The sequence below is a fragment of the Roseovarius litorisediminis genome, from assembly GCF_900172295.1.
Taxonomy (GTDB): domain Bacteria; phylum Pseudomonadota; class Alphaproteobacteria; order Rhodobacterales; family Rhodobacteraceae; genus Roseovarius; species Roseovarius litorisediminis.
In genome coordinates this window covers 506,459-522,498 of the sequence record NZ_FWFL01000002.1, presented here as the reverse complement: position 1 = coordinate 522,498, position 16,040 = coordinate 506,459, and the positions used below count along the sequence as shown (strand labels likewise).

The window sequence follows — 16,040 nt, the reverse complement described above, 5'->3', positions numbered from 1 at the left end:
GTGAACCCCCTTGGAACGTCTGAAACATATCCCACCTACAAAGTTATCCACAGGCCACCATAAGGCCCGAGCAGAAGGCGAAAACACATGTATATCGAAAAACTGTATCTCGCAGACGTCCGCTACAACCCCGAGCTTGAAGGGTTCGAAGCCCTGGTCGAAATACGCGACAAAACCGGCAGCTACGCATATCCCACACATATCAAGGCGCCTATGAACGCCGACTTCAAAATGATCGCCCGCAGCCTGACCCAAAAGGCCCGCAAGACCCACCTACGCCCCGATCCGGCCCTGCGTCTGCGCAAGGCGGTTCAGACGGCCGCAAGGCCCGATCCGATGGCCTGGTTCGAGCGTCTGCGCGCCGGTATCGCCGCCTGAACTGAAACAGCAGGCTTGACGCTTGGGTCAAGGGCCACGACAAGGGCGCGGAACAGCCAAAAGGAACCGCGCCCATGTCCGATGACCGCCTGATCGTTGCCCTTGACCTGCCCAACGCCCTTGAAGGCCTGCAACTTGCCGAAAAGCTGGGCGATGCGGTGTCGTTTTACAAAATCGGGTTGGGGATGCTGACCGGTGGCGGGCTGGCGTTGGCGAATGAACTGAAACAGGAACACGGCAAACGCATATTTCTGGACATGAAGCTGTTTGATATCGGCGCAACGGTCGAAAACGCCGTGCGCGGGCTGGCCAGCTTTGATCTGGATTTCCTTACCGTGCACGGCGACCCGCATGTGGTACGCGCTGCCAAAGAAGGCGCTGCAGGACGCCAGACAAAAATTCTGGCTGTGACCATTCTGACATCGCTGGACCGTGCCGATCTGGATGCCGGGCTGATCAAACCCGGCGACCTCCCCGATCTGGTGGCCGAACGGGCCGCCCGCGCGTTTGACGCCGGCGCCGATGGCGTGATCGCTTCACCACAAGAGGCGGCGATGATCCGCGCCCTGCCCAATGCCACGGGCCGCCTTATTGTCACCCCCGGCGTGCGCCCGACCGGTGCCGCGCTTGGCGATCAGAAACGCGTGGCGACACCCGAACAAGCCATTGCTGATGGTGCGGACCACATTGTCGTCGGCCGCCCGATCTGGGCCGCAGACGATCCGGTTGCGTCGGCCCGTGCGATCCTGTCGGCCTTGCCTCGCTAAAGCGGCATCAACCTGCCCGGTTAAGGTAGTCCCTTACGCGATCCCGAAAATGCGGAATGGCATCTGAATGAGTGACAAACCTGTCTGGAGGCATCAGCAACCAGCCCTGTCCTTCGTCCCCGAAAACAATATCGTACTGGCATGCCGCTGACAGATGCGCCGCGAAAAACCAGACAGGTGTCCGGCCATCGGTGTAAAACCGTCGCCAGCTCAGGTCACTGACATTCAACGGCAGCCCCAATTCCTCGTGAACCTCGCGCAACACACAGGCCTCGGGGGTTTCGGCGTCTTCTCTGCCACCGCCAGGCAGATCCAGATAATCCGGCCAGGGAATGTCGGGCCTGTTGTCGCGACGGATCACCACTAGGTCAGGCCCCAGAAAAAGCGCCAGCTTGGCGCCGGAAAAGGCTGTTACCGAGGAATCAGTCATGGCGTTTCCCGATATTGCGTACATTTTTACGGTCTCTGTGCGAAGCGCCGTGTATCTTGTACAAAATCCACGTACAAACCTTACAGACCTTACAACAGTTCTGCCATGCCCGCCCTCTGCCGCGATTGCCTTTGTCAATTTGAGTCCGGCCCGCGCTGCCCTACCTGTCGCAGCCCGCGGGTGATGGTGCATGACGAACTCTTTAGCCTGTCGATCGCCCATATGGATTGCGACGCCTTCTATGCCAGCGTCGAGAAACGCGACAATCCTGACCTTAAAGACAAGCCATTGATTATCGGTGGCGGACGGCGCGGCGTTGTTTCAACCGCTTGTTATATTGCCAGAATTCGCGGTGTACGCTCGGCCATGCCGATGTTCAGGGCGCTTGAGCTTTGCCCCGATGCTGTGGTGATCAGGCCCCGTATGGACGCCTATGTTCAGGTCTCGCGCCAGATCCGCACCATGATGGAAGAGCTGACACCCGCGATCGAACCTCTGTCTCTGGACGAGGCCTTTATTGACCTGACCGGCACCGAACGCCTGCACGGCGCGCCCCCTGCTGTGATGCTGGCCAGACTGACCAAACGCATGCGCGACGAATTGGGGCTGACCGGCTCTATCGGCTTGTCACATAACAAGTTTTTGGCAAAAGTCGCCTCGGATCTGGACAAGCCGCACGGCTTTTCCGTGATCGGAAAGGCCGAAACGGGTGATTTTCTGCGCAACAAACCCGTGGGCCTTATCTGGGGGGTGGGGCAAGCCACCCGCACCGCGCTTGAAGCGGCGGGCATTCGCACTTTTTCAGACCTGTTGCGTTGGGAAAAACCCGATCTGGTGGCTCGCTTTGGCGCCATGGGTGAGCGGCTTTGGCATCTGGCGCGCGGGCAGGACAAGCGCCGGATTTCCTCAAGCTCTCCCATAAAATCAATATCCAACGAGACCACTTTCTTTGAGGATACCCGTGATCAGGACATTCTGGACGGCCATCTGTGGCGGCTGTCTGAAAAAGTGTCAGACCGCGCCAAGGCCCGATCTATTGCTGGCCGGGTCGTGACACTGAAACTGAAACGAGCGGATCATTCGCTGATCAGTCGGCGCCTGGCGCTGCGTGATGCCAGCCAGCTGACGGATACAATCTATCGCACGGCCCGAGGTCTGATGGATCAGGTGCCCGGTCAGGCGGCCTACAGGCTGATAGGCGTCGGCCTGTCAGATCTTATACCCGAAAAAGACGCAGATCGCTCGGGTGACCTGTTGGACCCCCAAGCCAGTCGCCGGATCGGGGCCGAAAAAGCAACCGATGAGATTCGGGCAAAATATGGCCCCGAGGCGATTTTGAAAGGCAGGGCATTGCGCTAGCGCATCAGCCGCCAAGGGCAGGCACGCACGCCCCATGCTCGACGCGATTATTCCGCCGCAAGTGACTTTTCAACCGGGCGGCCGATATCGGCAATCTCGGCAATCACAGTCATCAGCAGACGTCGGAAGGCCTGAAAATTGCCATTGGGGCGAATAAGATGCTCGTTCATGTAGATTGCCCGGTCGATTTCAATCTGCACCGCATGCCGTCCACGTGTCGGGCGGCCATAATGCTGAGTTATATAGGCCCCGGCAAAGGGGGTGTTCCGCGTCACCACCAACCCTGCACGATCAAAAGCCGCCTCAATCCGATCAACAATTACCTCATCAGCAGCGGCGCCGAACCGATCGCCCAACACCACTTCGGGCCGCCGGGCGCCACTACGCACAACCGAATCCATTGCCTCGTGCGGCATCGAATGGCAGTCGATCAGGATTGCCTGCCTGAACATCAGGTGCGCCTGGTCCAGCTGGGTCTGAAGTGCCTCGTGGTAGGGGCGCCAATAGGTATCGATTCGCCTGTTGGCTTCGCTCATCGATATCTTGCCGGAATAAATTGCCTGCCCGTTGGCCACCACCCGTGGCACAACGCCCAGCCCCGAGGCCACGCGGGGATTGTGCCCCGCGCGACTGACACCTTCAATCAGGGCTGGGTCAAGTTCATCCGCGCCGCGGTTGAGATCGACATAGGCCCGTGGTGCACCTGCCTTTATAAAGGGGGCGCCAGCGTTCGGGGCCGAGTCGAACAGCTGGTCAACGAATGCGTCTTCCGAACTGCGAATTGAATGCTCGTTCAGGTTGGTTCGGCGCAGAAACGAACCCGAATAGTCCCGCCCGCTGTGGGGCGAGGCGAAGACCACTGACGTGGTGCGCCGCTCGGGGTGCAGCAGGTGATAGGCTACCTTGGGCATTGACCCTCCTGTTCAGGATCATAATAGACTGAAATTGGCGTTCTAAAAGCCCTTGATCCCTATACCGACTCCTTTTATAGACCAGCAGACCGGCGCGGATTTCCGCGCCCCAATTTGTTGGGGCATGGGGACGGGTCGGCATTCATGGGCGATTAGCTCAGTGGTAGAGCACTTCGTTGACATCGAAGGGGTCACAAGTTCGAACCTTGTATCGCCCACCATGAATTCACTGTTCTGCAACTGCAGAACGTCCGCAAACCCAGGCGCTGGCCCGCGCCGCGACAAATGAGGAGACGACCATGAAGGTTCGTAATTCGCTCCGTTCGCTCAAGAACCGGCACCGCGATTGCCGTGTCGTGCGCCGCAAAGGCCGCGTCTACGTCATCAACAAGACGCAACGCCGTTTCAAAGCCCGTCAGGGCTGAGCGCACTTCCACCTGTTTGGTGGACGAACACAACCCCGCCTTTTTGGGCGGGGTTTTCTTTTGTGCAGCGTTCGGGCATCAGCCTATCGCCTGTCGGGGGAGCCAAGACCGGCGGGTCCATCGCCGATCTGATCAGCGGGCGCCGTCCAAACCTTGAACTGCCCCACTAAAACGTCCTGCCAAAAACCTGAGTGCGGCTATCTGCGGCGCGCTGCGCCCCAACCGGGCAGAGCACGCGCCTTGTCTTTATCTGATATCTGAGATTGAACGCGCGACGCTTTTTGATCTGAACCGGTTTCAGCAGCAAGCAGCTTTACTTGCCTCCCAGCAACTGGACCATGGTTGCCTTTGAGACAAATCCAGTCACCGGCAGCTTGCGGCTACGTTGAAACCGTCGAACCGCCTGACGAGTCTGCTTGTCAAATTTTCCGTCAATTTCACCGGGATTCGCGCCGAGTTGCGCAAGTCGTTGCTCGACCAGCAGACGCGCCACACCCGTTCCTGCGAATTTGCGTTCCTCGGCGCGGGCTTGCTCGAACGCGGCAGAGTTCTTGCCTTCCTCTTCAAGTTCAAACAGCCTGTCGCGGGCTGCATCGGCAAAGCCGCTGTTCGGATAGGCCTGAAGGAATTGCTGATAAGCCGGGATGGTGTTGAGTTCACGCGTGGCATCCCAGGCGTCGCGTTCTTCGCGGGCGGTCTCGGCCCGGCGGGCCTCTTCGATCTCAGCCAGACGGGTCTGGGCAACGTCGGCAAATTGCCCGTCCGGGTAGCGCTTGAGATAGGCGCGCAGGCCGGCCTCATCGCCTTCTCGCCCTGTGTCACGCCAAAAAGCCCGATCTGCACGCTCTTCCTGTTCTCGGAGCAGTCGCGCCCCTTCCTCCAGTTCGGCAGCCCGCAGATTGGCCTGTTCACGCAAGCGCAGCAACTGATTGCCCGTTACAAAACCGGTTTCCTCAAGCCCGTTCTTGCGCTGCCATGCTGCCATCGCAGCACGGCTGCCCGGCCCGAAAACACCATCGATGCCACGCGGATCAAAGCCCAGCAAAGACAGATCACGCTGTATCCCACGACGCGCGTCACGGGTCAGGTTAAGGGCGGCTTCGGCATCACGGGCCTGCCGTTCCGGCTCATCACGCAGCCATTTTATCCGCTCCAGCGCAGCGGCGCGATGCGGGCCTTGTGCATAGGCATCCAGATAGGCGTCATATGCCTCAAGTGTATCTATCATCTGAACGGCTTGCCAAAATCCCTGTTCAATCACCTCTGGCGATGCGGTTGGGGCAATGTCATCCATCAGTCCGACACGTCCGGACAAAAAACCCGACATCTCGACGCCTTCGGGCACGGAGCGGGCAACGTCGGCAAAGGTTTTGGCAGGCGCCAGAAAGTCGTTTTCCAGAAGATCGGCCAATGCCGCCGAGGGGCCTGTGGCATAAGTCACCCCAACGGTGCGGTCAAACCCGCCCAAGCCAGGCGCAAGGCCCGCGGCAAGCCCATCAGGCCTTTTGTCAGAGGCAACAAGTATGACCGCCCTGCCACCCGCGCGTGATGCCAGATCAGACAAGGCGTTCAGAGACACGCCAACCGCGCCAATTGTAAGCCCCGAGGCCCCTTCGGCCTGATTCGACATCACCCAGCTATCGCGCATGGTGCTGGCCATTGGCGCCAGAACCACGATCACCAGCCGATCCACTGGTTCAGCGGCAATCGCATCTTCAATGGATTGGGCCGCCAGACGCATACCTTCTGCACTGTTATCGCCTGGTTCGATGACGCGAAATCCGGCCTGCCTCAGCGGTTCGGCGAAATCCTGGGCGTCAGCGCCATCTGCCTTGAATAACGAAATGGCTTGCCCATGCTGCCCGTAAATCAGCGCCACATCTTCAGAATGCGCTGTAGTTGCCCATGCGGCCAAGGCGGCCCACATGCCCAGTACAAAACTCAGGGCCCGCATGACACCCTCCGGTCTTTACATATCAATCGTAACTGCGCTGATCTTCTATCACTTTGCCATCATTGGGAAGGCTGCCCTTGGCCACAATCTGGATACGGCCTTTTAGTTTGAGCGTCTCGGCCACCGTTCCGGCAAAGCAATCTGCATCGCCGCTGTCTGCTTCGATCTGCACCGTCATCAAATCCTGTTCCCCTTCACGGCTGGCGATGACGCGGGCGCGGGAAATCTCATCGTGGCGGGCCACCAGGGCCGCCACCTGTTCAGGACGCACGAACATGCCTTTGATCTTCGTCGTCTGATCTGCGCGCCCCATCCAGCCCTTGATGCGAATATTCGTGCGGCCACAGGGGCTTATGCCCTCCATAACAGCGCTTAAATCGCCAGTGGCGAATCGTATCAGCGGATAGTCGGGGTTCAGCGTGGTCACAACAACTTCGCCAACTTCACCAGGTTTCACCGGATCACCCGTACCGGGGGTCACAATCTCGACGATCACCCCCTCGTCCACGATCAGACCTTCCTGCGCAGCGGATTCGTAAGCAATATTGCCCAGATCAGCCGTGGCATAGCACTGTAGACACGCGATACCACGGTCGGCATATTCCTGCCGTAGTGACGGAAACAGCGCACCGCCGCCCACTGCTGCCTTGGTTATCTGCAGGCAAAGCCCCATCGTTTCGGCCTTGTCCAGAATAACCTTCAGATAGTCGGGCGTCCCGGCGTAAGCGGTCACGCCGATATCTGCCGCAGCCCGCGCCTGAAGCTCGGTCTGCCCGGTTCCGGCAGGCAAAACCGCAGCCCCGACAGCACGTGCACCATTTTCAAAAATCATGCCCGCAGGTGTCAGATGATAACCAAAGCAATTCTGCACGATATCACCCTTGCCAATACCGCAAGCATTCAGAAAACGGCCCATCCGCCACCAGTCATGCGCATCACCGCCGGGTTCATAGATTGGGCCGGGCGATTGAAAAACATGGGCAAAATCACTGGCAGGTCGTGTGGTCAACCCGCCAAAGGGCGCTCCTGCGGCCTGAGCTTTACCCAAATCGGATTTGCGCAACACTGGCAGCCTGGCAAGATCAGCAACCGACCGAATGCGGCCCGACTCAATTCCGGACAGTGCCTCTCCGTACCCTGCAAGGCCCTGCGCATGGGCAATCTGCTGCGGCAAAACACTGGCAATTGCGTCCGCACGCTGTTCGGCACTGCGGGTTTCGAGATAATCAAAATACTGGGACATAGGCCATCCTTTGCCGAGCGATCGGGGCGCGGCAGCTTGTCATGTTGAATAGAAAAGAGAGTTGGGGCACCACACAGCATACTTTCGTATACCGATTAGCCCCCTGAGTGATTGCCGAAAGGACACGATCATGACCGACCCGCACAGCGCGACCGCTATCAGCGATACAGAGCTTGATCGCCGGATCACCTTTCACGATGACATTCAGGCAATGGAAGCCAATTTTTCGGACTTTAACTTTGACAGTACGGAACTGGTGAACCGCATGTACGACCGGCTTGAGGCACGTATCGCGGAAACCGGCGAAGACAAATGGTTCTTTCTGGTCAACCTGAACGGCACCCGCATCGACCCGGTTGCCTGGACAGCCTATTCCCGGCGCGGCAAGGCCCTGAACCAGGCGCATTCCATGGGCTCGGTTCGTTTCGACGCTTCGGATGTCACGCGTCGCCAGATCGAACGCGCGGCAAACACCGAAGCGTTTGACCCCAACCTCTTTTCCGACCGTGACGCGGCTATCGTACGTATCAGCGGGCTGCCCAGCACCCGGCGCAAACGGTTGATCCACGATCCCAACTATGTGCTGGCAGATTTCGTCCGGCGAATTACTTTTGACGAAGACAGGGTGATCATGGATGTGGATTTTTCCCACTTCATTTTTCACCACAGCCGCGACGTGAACGATTTTTACGACTTTATCGAAAAACGCATCATCGAGACCGACCGCAAATGGTTCTTTCTGGTCAACATGAATGGTTGCCAGATCCTGCCCGGCGCCTGGGTTCAATATGCCCACCGCGGCAAGCGGCTGAACATTGCGGCGTCTCTGGGATCGGTCCGCTATGCTGCGGGTGCCGAAACCGAGGCAGACATTCGCATGCGCGCCGAAACACAGGGATTTCGCCCCAACATCCGCAACAGCCGCGAAGAGGCGCTTGAGCTGATTGAGGAAATGAGGGCTGTGCTGAAGCAAGGCTGACCCCTTAGCTCAACCACCGCTTACGGCGGCGATAGCTGCGTACGTCGCGGAAGGATTTGCGCCCCTCATCTGACATGCCCAGGTAGAATTCCTTGACGTCAGGGTTCTCACGCAGTTCTTTTGCGGGGCCGTCCATCACAACGCGGCCTGATTCCAGAATATAACCGTAATGCGCGAACCGCAGCGCCACGTTGGTATTCTGTTCGGCCAGCAAGAACGTAGCGCCTTCTTTTTCGTTCAGATCTTTAACGATGTTGAAAATCTCTTCCACAAGCTGTGGCGCCAATCCCATGCTTGGCTCATCCAGCAGAATCGTCTCGGGTCGGCTCATCAGCGCGCGGCCGATTGCCACCATCTGTTGCTCCCCGCCCGAGGTATAGCCAGCCTGGGATTTGCGCCGCTCTTTCAGGCGTGGAAAATAATCGTAAACCTTGTTCAGTTCGGCATCTATTTCCCCGCGCGATGCTTTGCGTGTATAGGCGCCGGTCAGCAGGTTTTCTTCGACAGTCAGGTGCTCAAAACAGTGACGTCCTTCCATCACCTGAATAACACCCTTTTTCACAAGATCTGACGGCATCAGGTCCTGTACGCGCTCACCGCGGTAACTGATTGACCCTTTGGTCACCTCACCACGTTCTGACCGCAGCAGGTTCGACACCGCTTTCAGCGTTGTGGTCTTGCCTGCCCCGTTACCGCCTAACAGGGCGGTGATGCCCCCCTTGGGCACCTTGAGACTTACACCCTTCAGCACAAGGATCACGTGGTTGTAGATCACCTCGATGTTGTTGACTTCCAACAGGGTTTCGTCTGTCTGTGCGGCGTCCAGCATGGTGTCAGCTCCATTGCAGCGGGTCGTACCCGTCCTGTCCAGGGCTTGCCGCCCCGGTTTATCTTGCAAAAATTACTTAAATCTCCCGGCCACCGCTTTTGCCGCAGCCGGGAGTGTGATCAGTTGATCATTTGCAGTCCGGCGTGATGCCGTTTTCGGCGGCATAGGCAGCCGAATCTTCTTCGATCAGCGGCTGCAGAATTTCCTGATCCGACTGGAAGTAGTCGGTGATCAGGCTCCACTTACCCGTCGTCGCATCCCACTGCGCCACGGCACCATAGCCGTTACCACCGTGGTTTTCGCAGTTCACCTTGAACTCAGGACCAAACTTTGGCAGGCCAAGCGCGGCCATCTTTGCTTCGGTCATTTCCAGGTTTTCCATGCCATCGCGCATCATCGCCGGGGTGATCGCCGTGGTGCCATGAATGTCTTGCGCTGTCTTGGCCGCTTCAGCCGCCAGCATCGCAGCATACATGCCCCGGTTATACAGCGCTGTGCCCAGCTGATCGCCGGCACCGGCCGCTTTGCCCGCATCTACAACATATTTCTGCAGATCGGCATAAACCGGGTAGTCATTGCCCAGGTTGTGGAAAGTCAGCGCCTTATAGCCATCCGCACCAGCACCGGCGGGCAGCACGTCGTTTTCAGAGCCAGACCACCAGATACCGATGAAGTTTTCCATCGGGAAACGGATGTTCGCAGCTTCCTGAACGGCAACCTGGTTCATCACGCCCCAGCCCCACATCAGAACATAGTCGGGCTTTTCGCGACGGATCTGGAGCCATTGCGACTTCTGCTCCTGACCGGGGTGGTCGACCGGCAGCAGGGTCAGCTCGTAACCGTGCTTTTTGGCCAGCTCTTCCAGTGTGCGGATCGGCTCTTTGCCATAGGCAGAGTTGTGATAGACCAGCGCGATTTTCTTGCCGCTGATATCGCCACCGTTGAGGTCAAGAATATGCGTGACGGCGTGGCTGGCCCCGTCCCAGTAGTTGGCGGGATAGTTGAAGATGTTGCGGAACACCGCACCGTTCTTGGCCGAGGTGCGTCCGTAACCCATCGAGTGCAGCGGGATGTTGTCCGATGTCACTTTGGGGATCAGCTGATAGGTGATACCGGTCGACAGCGGCTGGTAGACAAGTGCGCCCGAGCCTTTGGTCGACTCGTAGCATTCCACGCCTTTTTCGGTGTTATAGCCGGTTTCACATTCAACGATGTTGACCTTCTCGCCGTTGATCCCGCCATCCCGCTCGTTCAGCAGGGTGAAGTAATCAATATAGCCATCCGCAAACGGGATACCGTTGGCCGCATAAGGGCCCGTCCGGTAGCTCAGCGCGCTGAACGTCAGGTCCGCCAACGCCGGCCCCGCAGCGATCACAGCTGCTAGTGCAGCAGTTGCTAGTTTCAATTTCATTGGTTTAGTACCTCCCTTGGTTTTTCCCAATGTTACGCAGGGCGGGGGTCACCCCGCCACACTCCAAAGCCATGCCCCTAATGTGGGAATGGCCAAAGTCTCAGTTTTTCCTTGGCCACGCGCCACAGCTGCGCCAGCCCATGCGGTTCGGCAATCAGGAAGATGATGATCATCGCACCTACGATGATGAATTCCAGATGCGCCGCCAGATCGGTGGGCCAGCCAAGGCCACCCACCAGCGTATTTTTCAGCAGCACCGGCAGCAGCACCAGAAACGCCGCCCCGGCAAAGCTGCCAAAAATCGATCCCAGCCCGCCAATGATCACCATGAACAACACCAGGAATGATTTGTTGATGCCAAAGGCTTCACCTACCTCGACAGCACCCAGATAGATCGCAAAGAACAGCGCCCCGGAGATGCCGACAAAGAAACTGGACACCGCAAAGGCGCTCAGCTTGGCTTTAAGCGGGTTCACCCCGATAATCTCGGCGGCGATGTCCATATCCCGGATCGCCATCCATTTCCGCCCTGCCATGCCCCGCGTCAGGTTACGGGCAATGAACGCGCTGGCCGTAAGAAAGACCAGGCAGAACAGATAGGCCGCCCAGGGTGCGGTCTCGGCCCCGGTCACCGGCACGCCAAAAACTGTCCGCTCGGGTGCAGAAATCTGACCCGATGCCGAATAGTTGTAAAACCACGGCACCCGGTTAAATAGCCACACCAGAAAGAACTGTGCTGCCAGTGTCGCCACCGCCAGGTAAAACCCTTTGATGCGCAGGCTGGGCAGGCCAAACAAAACGCCCACGCCTGCCGTAATGCCGCCCGCAAGGATCACATGGAGAAAAATGCTGACCTCGGGAAAAGTGGTCATCAGCTTGTAAACCGCATAGGCCCCCACAGCCATGAACCCGCCGGTGCCAAGCGATACCTGCCCGCAATAGCCCACCAGAATATTCAGCCCGATCGCCGCAATCGCATAAATCAGGAACGGCAGGAAAACCGCGTTCACCCAGTAGTCGTTGATGATAAACGGCACCACGGCAAAGGCAAACAGCAGCACTGCATAATACCTGTAACGATCAAACTTGATCGGAAAGGTCTGACTGTCCTCTGTATAGGTCGTCTTGAAGTCACCTGCTTCGCGATAGAACATCTAAAGAACCTTCCCGTAAGTTTCGTCATCTGCGCGCTTTGCCGCGCGATTCGGTCGTTTGGCATAGCCCGTTTTCTCCGAATGCCGCACCAGCCAGAAATATGCGAGCATACCCACCCCGCCGCCTAATGCGGCCAGAATGATCGCTATGACCATTTGACCGGTGTTCTCGACATTGGCCGACAGCGCCAGATATCCAAAAGACCAGAACCCGGCCCAGGCAATAACATTCACGATGGCAATAAGCTTTTGCATATCATCAACCTCTGGCCTGGATGGTTTCGTCAAACCCGCTCAATGATCTTCTCCCCGAACAATCCCTGCGGCCGGAAAACCAAAAAGACCAGCGCCAGGACATAGGCAAACCAGATCTCGGTCGCACCACCCAGATAGGGCGCGCCGATGGCAAATTCGAAAACCTTCTCGCCCACCCCAATGATCAGCCCGCCCACAATGGCGCCGGGGATCGAGGTAAAGCCGCCCAGCATCAGCACCGGCAGCGCCTTGAGCGCGATCAGCGACAGCGAGAACTGAACACCCGATTTCGTGCCCCACACGATACCCGCCACCAGCGCCACGAAACCGGCCAGTGACCACACCATCACCCAGATGAAGCTTAGTGAAATGCCGACCGACAGCGCCGCCTGATGATCGTCGGCCACCGCACGCATGGCCCGGCCCTGCTTTGAGTATTGCGCAAAGATCACCAGGGCCACCACCAGCAATGCCGCGACAACGGTTGCCACGATATCCAGGTTGTCGATAAAGAATCCGTAGTCGAAGATGTTGAACGTTTTCTCGTCGATCCACCCGTTGATCCCCTGCGGCAGGCCCACGTCCAGTTTCTTGATATCGCTGCCCCACATCATGTCACCAAAGCCTTCCAGGAAATAGGCAAGGCCGATGGTCGCCATGAACAGAATGATCGGTTCCTGGTTGACCAGATGCCTGAAGATCAGCTTGTTGACGATCCAGGCCATCAATATCATGACCACCATCGTCAGGAAAATCGCCGCCAACGCAGGCACATGCCAGCCGAAATGGTGTACCTCGGTGCCAAATACAGCGTTGATCAGGTGGCTGAAGGGTACCTGCCCCTCCATGATCCCCACCAGTGTGAGCGCCGCAAACAAGGCCATGACGCCCTGAGCATAGTTGAAGATGCCCGAGGCCTTGAAGATCAGCACGAATCCAAGGGCCACCAGCGCATAAAGCACCCCGGCCATCAGCCCGTTCAGGAAGACTTCCATTCCGAATATCAGCTGCTCAGGCATGGCTAGGGTCTCCGTTCAATACAATTTTCCCCCGGCGCGCCGGGGCGGGTGGGTGGGCGGCGGGCCGGGGGAAAATCCCGGCATCTGTCAGCGCATCAGTCATGTGCAACCCCCAGGTAGGCATCAATCACAGCCTGATTGTTGCGCACCTCATCCGGGCTGCCATCGCCGATCTTCTTGCCGTAATCCATCACCACCACCCGGTCACTCAGGTCCATGACCACGCCCATGTCATGCTCGATCAGGGCAATCGTGGTGCCAAATTCGTCGTTCACGTCCAGAATAAAGCGGCTCATGTCCTCTTTTTCCTCGACGTTCATGCCCGCCATCGGCTCGTCCAACAGCAGGATTGACGGCTCGGCGGCCAGCGCGCGGGCCAGCTCGACCCGCTTTTTCAAACCATAAGGCAGGCGTCCCACCGGGGTTTTGCGGATGTGCTGGATTTCGAGAAAATCAATCACCCGCTCTACCGCGGCACGGTTCTCGGTCTCTTCCTTCTCGGCCTTACCTTTCCAGATTGCCTGCGACAGCAACCCGGCGTTCATCTGCCGGATACGGCCGGTCATGACGTTGTCCAGCACGGTCATGCCTTCGAACAGGGCGATATTCTGAAACGTCCGCGCAATGCCCTGACGCGCCACCTCAAACGGCTTCATCGGCGGTCGGCGGCTGCCCTTGTACCAGACCTCGCCCTCTTGTGGCACATAAAAGCCCGAGATCACGTTCAGCATGCTCGACTTGCCCGCGCCATTGGGCCCGATGATCGCGCGGATCTCGCCCTCGCGGATATCAAAACTGATATCGGTAATCGCAGCCACCCCGCCAAACCGCAGCGTGATGTTCTTCATCTCCATCACGACGCCGCCGATTTTGCGGCCATCCTCGGTGGTATATCCTTCTGTGTTCACGTCTTTCATTCCGCCGCCACCTTCTGCGTTTGAACCGGCACCACGGCGGCATCGCGGATCTGCAACGTCGCGCTGATTGATCCTTTGCGGCCATCCTCATAGGTCACTTCGGTTTTGGTGAAAATTTCATCCGACCCGTCATAAAGCGCCGTGATCAAGTCGCTGAACTTGTCTTCGACAATCCGGCGGCGCACTTTGCGGGTGCGGGTCATCTCACCATCATCGGCATCCAGTTCCTTGTGCAGCACAAGGAACCGGTGCACCTGCGTATGCGCCAGCATCGGGTCTTCTGCCAGGCTGCGATTCACCTCTTCCACATGGGCCTGAATCGTGTCCAGAACCTTGGGGTGGCCCGCCAACTCCTGATACGAGGCATAACCGATATTGTTGCGCTCGGCCCAGTTGCCCACCGCCGCAAGGTCGATGTTGATAAACGCCGTGCAGGCATCGCGCCCGTTGCCGAAAACCACCGCCTCAAGGATGTTGGGGTAGAATTTCAGCTTGTTCTCAACATATTTCGGCGCAAACAGCGACCCATCCGCCATCTTGCCCACATCCTTGGCCCGGTCGATAATGCGCAGATGGCCGTTATCCTCGTCAAAGAACCCGGCATCGCCGGTGGCGACCCAGCCTTCGGCATCTTTGGTATCGGCAGTGCTTTCGGGGTTCTTGTAGTAATATTCAAACGTACCGGGGCTGCGATAGAACACCTCGCCATTGTCGGCGATGCGGATTTCCACACCCGGCGCGGGCACGCCCACGGTGTCGCTGCGCACCTCGCCATCGGGCTGCAGGGTAATGAACACCGACGCCTCGGTCTGACCATAAAGCTGCTTCAGGTTGATCCCCAGTGAGCGATAGAAATCAAAGATCTCCGGCCCGATCGCCTCACCCGCGGTATAGCCCACCCGCACCCGGCCAAAACCAAGCGTATCTTTCAGCGGGCCATAAACAAACAGATTGCCAAGCTTGTATTTCAGCCGGTCCCATCCGCTTACCTGTTTGCCATCCAGAATGGCCGGGCCCACCTTGCGGGCATGTGCCATGAAGGTGTCGAACAGCCATTTCTTGAACCGGCTGGCATCTTCCATCCGGATCATGACATTGGTCAACTGGGTCTCAAATACCCTCGGCGGGGCAAAATAATATGTCGGGCCGATTTCGCGCAGGTCGGTCTGCATCGTGTCCGCACTTTCGGGGCAGTTCACGCAGAACCCGCACCAATAGGCCTGCCCGATCGAGAATATGAAATCGCCAACCCAGGCCATCGGCAGATAGGCCAGCACTTCTTCGTCACGCGTGAGGTGGTCAAACTCGGAGGACGATTTGGACGCCTCGATGATATTTCGGTTCGACAGCACCACACCTTTGGGCTTGCCCGTCGTGCCCGACGTGTACAGCATTACGCAAATGCTGTCATAATCCAGCTTCTCGCGCCGCTCTTTAAGATCGGTGATGAATTCTTCGCGCGCTGCACGGCCCTGTTCCTGAATATGGCTGAACTGGTGCAGTTGATGATGGTCATATTTCCGCAGGCCACGTGGATCAATATAGATCATATGCTCGAACTGATGCAGCTGATCCTGAATTTCGATCACCTTGTCGACCTGTTCCTGATCCTGAACAATCGCAAACCGGGCCCCGCAATGCTCCATCACATAGGCCATCTCGTCGGCGGCGGCATCCTGATAGAGCGGCACCGGAATCGCCCCCACCGATTGCGCCGCCACGATGGACCAGTAAAAATATGGCCGGTTGCGGCCGATGATGGCAACAAAATCCCCTTCGTTGACGCCAAGATTGATCAGCCCAAGCGCCAGCGCTTCGATTTCTTTCTCGGTCTGTGCCCAGGTCCAGGATTGCCAGATGCCATATTCTTTTTCCCGGTACGCAGGTTTATCGCCAAACTGCGTGGCGTTTCGTTGCAGAAGCGCCGGAAAGGACGCAAGTCCTCCGGCGGCCTGAGCCGACTGTGCCAAGTTCATGTCCTCCCAATTGTCCGCGTTGCGAACATCTGA

The 16,040-nt window shown here is 57.9% G+C and carries 16 protein-coding genes and 1 tRNA gene; 6 read left to right on the top strand and 11 right to left on the bottom strand.

Features of this window, described 5'->3' with window-relative positions:
• Positions 1–87 precede the first annotated feature (87 nt).
• Both PEL8287_RS05910 and pyrF read left to right on the top strand, forming a co-directional pair.
• Positions 88–378, top strand: coding sequence for a hypothetical protein (locus PEL8287_RS05910; RefSeq protein ID WP_085891414.1), 291 nt, complete (start codon positions 88–90; stop codon positions 376–378).
• Positions 379–452: 74 nt separating this feature from the next.
• Positions 453–1,145 (top strand): orotidine-5'-phosphate decarboxylase, encoded by a 693-nt coding sequence (gene pyrF, locus PEL8287_RS05905; protein ID WP_085891413.1) that lies wholly within the window; start codon positions 453–455, stop codon positions 1,143–1,145.
• A 7-nt stretch (positions 1,146–1,152) separates the two neighbouring features.
• Here pyrF and PEL8287_RS05900 read toward each other — a convergent pair whose 3' ends face one another.
• Entirely contained in the window at positions 1,153–1,575 is a 423-nt protein-coding gene (locus PEL8287_RS05900) for an NUDIX hydrolase (RefSeq protein WP_085891412.1), read from the bottom strand.
• 105 nt (positions 1,576–1,680) lie between these two features.
• Between PEL8287_RS05900 and PEL8287_RS05895 the strand changes: the two genes are divergently transcribed.
• On the top strand, positions 1,681–2,934 hold the full coding sequence (locus PEL8287_RS05895; RefSeq protein WP_085891411.1) for a DNA polymerase IV: 1,254 nt from the start codon (positions 1,681–1,683) through the stop codon (positions 2,932–2,934).
• Positions 2,935–2,981: 47 nt separating this feature from the next.
• Here PEL8287_RS05895 and PEL8287_RS05890 read toward each other — a convergent pair whose 3' ends face one another.
• Positions 2,982–3,845, bottom strand: a complete 864-nt coding sequence (locus PEL8287_RS05890; RefSeq protein ID WP_085891410.1) for an N-formylglutamate amidohydrolase — start codon at positions 3,843–3,845, stop codon at positions 2,982–2,984.
• A 146-nt stretch (positions 3,846–3,991) separates the two neighbouring features.
• On the opposite strand from PEL8287_RS05890, the gene PEL8287_RS05885 reads away from it, so the two are divergent.
• Together PEL8287_RS05885 and ykgO are read left to right on the top strand one after the other, a co-directional pair.
• Positions 3,992–4,066: transfer RNA gene (locus PEL8287_RS05885), tRNA-Val, on the top strand.
• 78 nt (positions 4,067–4,144) lie between these two features.
• Entirely contained in the window at positions 4,145–4,270 is a 126-nt protein-coding gene (gene ykgO / locus PEL8287_RS05880) for a type B 50S ribosomal protein L36 (protein WP_005850168.1), read from the top strand.
• Between the two features lie 313 nt (positions 4,271–4,583).
• Here the strand turns inward: ykgO and PEL8287_RS05875 are convergent, their stop codons facing one another.
• Complete coding sequence (locus PEL8287_RS05875; RefSeq protein WP_085891409.1) at positions 4,584–6,224, bottom strand: peptidoglycan-binding protein; 1,641 nt, start codon at positions 6,222–6,224, stop codon at positions 4,584–4,586.
• 22 nt (positions 6,225–6,246) lie between these two features.
• Positions 6,247–7,467, bottom strand: coding sequence for a phenylacetate--CoA ligase family protein (locus tag PEL8287_RS05870; protein WP_085891408.1), 1,221 nt, complete (start codon positions 7,465–7,467; stop codon positions 6,247–6,249).
• 130 nt (positions 7,468–7,597) lie between these two features.
• On the opposite strand from PEL8287_RS05870, the gene PEL8287_RS05865 reads away from it, so the two are divergent.
• Positions 7,598–8,446 (top strand): hypothetical protein, encoded by an 849-nt coding sequence (locus PEL8287_RS05865; protein ID WP_085891406.1) that lies wholly within the window; start codon positions 7,598–7,600, stop codon positions 8,444–8,446.
• Positions 8,447–8,450: 4 nt separating this feature from the next.
• Here the strand turns inward: PEL8287_RS05865 and PEL8287_RS05860 are convergent, their stop codons facing one another.
• The 7 genes from PEL8287_RS05860 to PEL8287_RS05830 all read right to left on the bottom strand — a co-directional run bounded on the left by PEL8287_RS05860 (position 8,451) and on the right by PEL8287_RS05830 (position 16,007).
• Positions 8,451–9,275, bottom strand: a complete 825-nt coding sequence (locus tag PEL8287_RS05860) for an ABC transporter ATP-binding protein (RefSeq protein ID WP_085891405.1) — start codon at positions 9,273–9,275, stop codon at positions 8,451–8,453.
• A 127-nt stretch (positions 9,276–9,402) separates the two neighbouring features.
• Entirely contained in the window at positions 9,403–10,686 is a 1,284-nt protein-coding gene (locus tag PEL8287_RS05855; protein WP_085891404.1) for an ABC transporter substrate-binding protein, read from the bottom strand.
• A 77-nt stretch (positions 10,687–10,763) separates the two neighbouring features.
• Positions 10,764–11,840, bottom strand: coding sequence for a branched-chain amino acid ABC transporter permease (locus PEL8287_RS05850; RefSeq protein ID WP_085891403.1), 1,077 nt, complete (start codon positions 11,838–11,840; stop codon positions 10,764–10,766).
• Complete coding sequence (locus PEL8287_RS05845) at positions 11,841–12,095, bottom strand: hypothetical protein (protein WP_085891509.1); 255 nt, start codon at positions 12,093–12,095, stop codon at positions 11,841–11,843.
• A gap of 29 nt (positions 12,096–12,124) precedes the next feature.
• Positions 12,125–13,114, bottom strand: a complete 990-nt coding sequence (locus PEL8287_RS05840; RefSeq protein WP_085891402.1) for a branched-chain amino acid ABC transporter permease — start codon at positions 13,112–13,114, stop codon at positions 12,125–12,127.
• Between the two features lie 95 nt (positions 13,115–13,209).
• Positions 13,210–14,031 carry an ABC transporter ATP-binding protein gene (locus PEL8287_RS05835; RefSeq protein WP_085891401.1) on the bottom strand — a complete coding sequence of 274 codons (822 nt, stop codon included), beginning with the start codon at positions 14,029–14,031 and terminating at the stop codon, positions 13,210–13,212.
• Positions 14,028–16,007 carry an AMP-binding protein gene (locus tag PEL8287_RS05830; protein WP_085891400.1) on the bottom strand — a complete coding sequence of 660 codons (1,980 nt, stop codon included), beginning with the start codon at positions 16,005–16,007 and terminating at the stop codon, positions 14,028–14,030. The genes PEL8287_RS05835 and PEL8287_RS05830 overlap by 4 nt, the downstream gene beginning before the upstream one ends.
• Between the last annotated feature and the right edge of the window lie 33 nt (positions 16,008–16,040).

Coding starts and splice junctions, on each gene's coding strand:
- PEL8287_RS05910 (WP_085891414.1), top strand. CDS start 88: ATGTATATCGAAAAACTGTATCTCGCAGACGTCCGCTACAACCCCGAG.
- pyrF (WP_085891413.1), top strand. CDS start 453: ATGTCCGATGACCGCCTGATCGTTGCCCTTGACCTGCCCAACGCCCTT.
- PEL8287_RS05900 (WP_085891412.1), bottom strand. CDS start 1,575: ATGACTGATTCCTCGGTAACAGCCTTTTCCGGCGCCAAGCTGGCGCTT.
- PEL8287_RS05895 (WP_085891411.1), top strand. CDS start 1,681: ATGCCCGCCCTCTGCCGCGATTGCCTTTGTCAATTTGAGTCCGGCCCG.
- PEL8287_RS05890 (WP_085891410.1), bottom strand. CDS start 3,845: ATGCCCAAGGTAGCCTATCACCTGCTGCACCCCGAGCGGCGCACCACG.
- ykgO (WP_005850168.1), top strand. CDS start 4,145: ATGAAGGTTCGTAATTCGCTCCGTTCGCTCAAGAACCGGCACCGCGAT.
- PEL8287_RS05875 (WP_085891409.1), bottom strand. CDS start 6,224: ATGCGGGCCCTGAGTTTTGTACTGGGCATGTGGGCCGCCTTGGCCGCA.
- PEL8287_RS05870 (WP_085891408.1), bottom strand. CDS start 7,467: ATGTCCCAGTATTTTGATTATCTCGAAACCCGCAGTGCCGAACAGCGT.
- PEL8287_RS05865 (WP_085891406.1), top strand. CDS start 7,598: ATGACCGACCCGCACAGCGCGACCGCTATCAGCGATACAGAGCTTGAT.
- PEL8287_RS05860 (WP_085891405.1), bottom strand. CDS start 9,275: ATGCTGGACGCCGCACAGACAGACGAAACCCTGTTGGAAGTCAACAAC.
- PEL8287_RS05855 (WP_085891404.1), bottom strand. CDS start 10,686: ATGAAATTGAAACTAGCAACTGCTGCACTAGCAGCTGTGATCGCTGCG.
- PEL8287_RS05850 (WP_085891403.1), bottom strand. CDS start 11,840: ATGTTCTATCGCGAAGCAGGTGACTTCAAGACGACCTATACAGAGGAC.
- PEL8287_RS05845 (WP_085891509.1), bottom strand. CDS start 12,095: ATGCAAAAGCTTATTGCCATCGTGAATGTTATTGCCTGGGCCGGGTTC.
- PEL8287_RS05840 (WP_085891402.1), bottom strand. CDS start 13,114: ATGCCTGAGCAGCTGATATTCGGAATGGAAGTCTTCCTGAACGGGCTG.
- PEL8287_RS05835 (WP_085891401.1), bottom strand. CDS start 14,031: ATGAAAGACGTGAACACAGAAGGATATACCACCGAGGATGGCCGCAAA.
- PEL8287_RS05830 (WP_085891400.1), bottom strand. CDS start 16,007: ATGAACTTGGCACAGTCGGCTCAGGCCGCCGGAGGACTTGCGTCCTTT.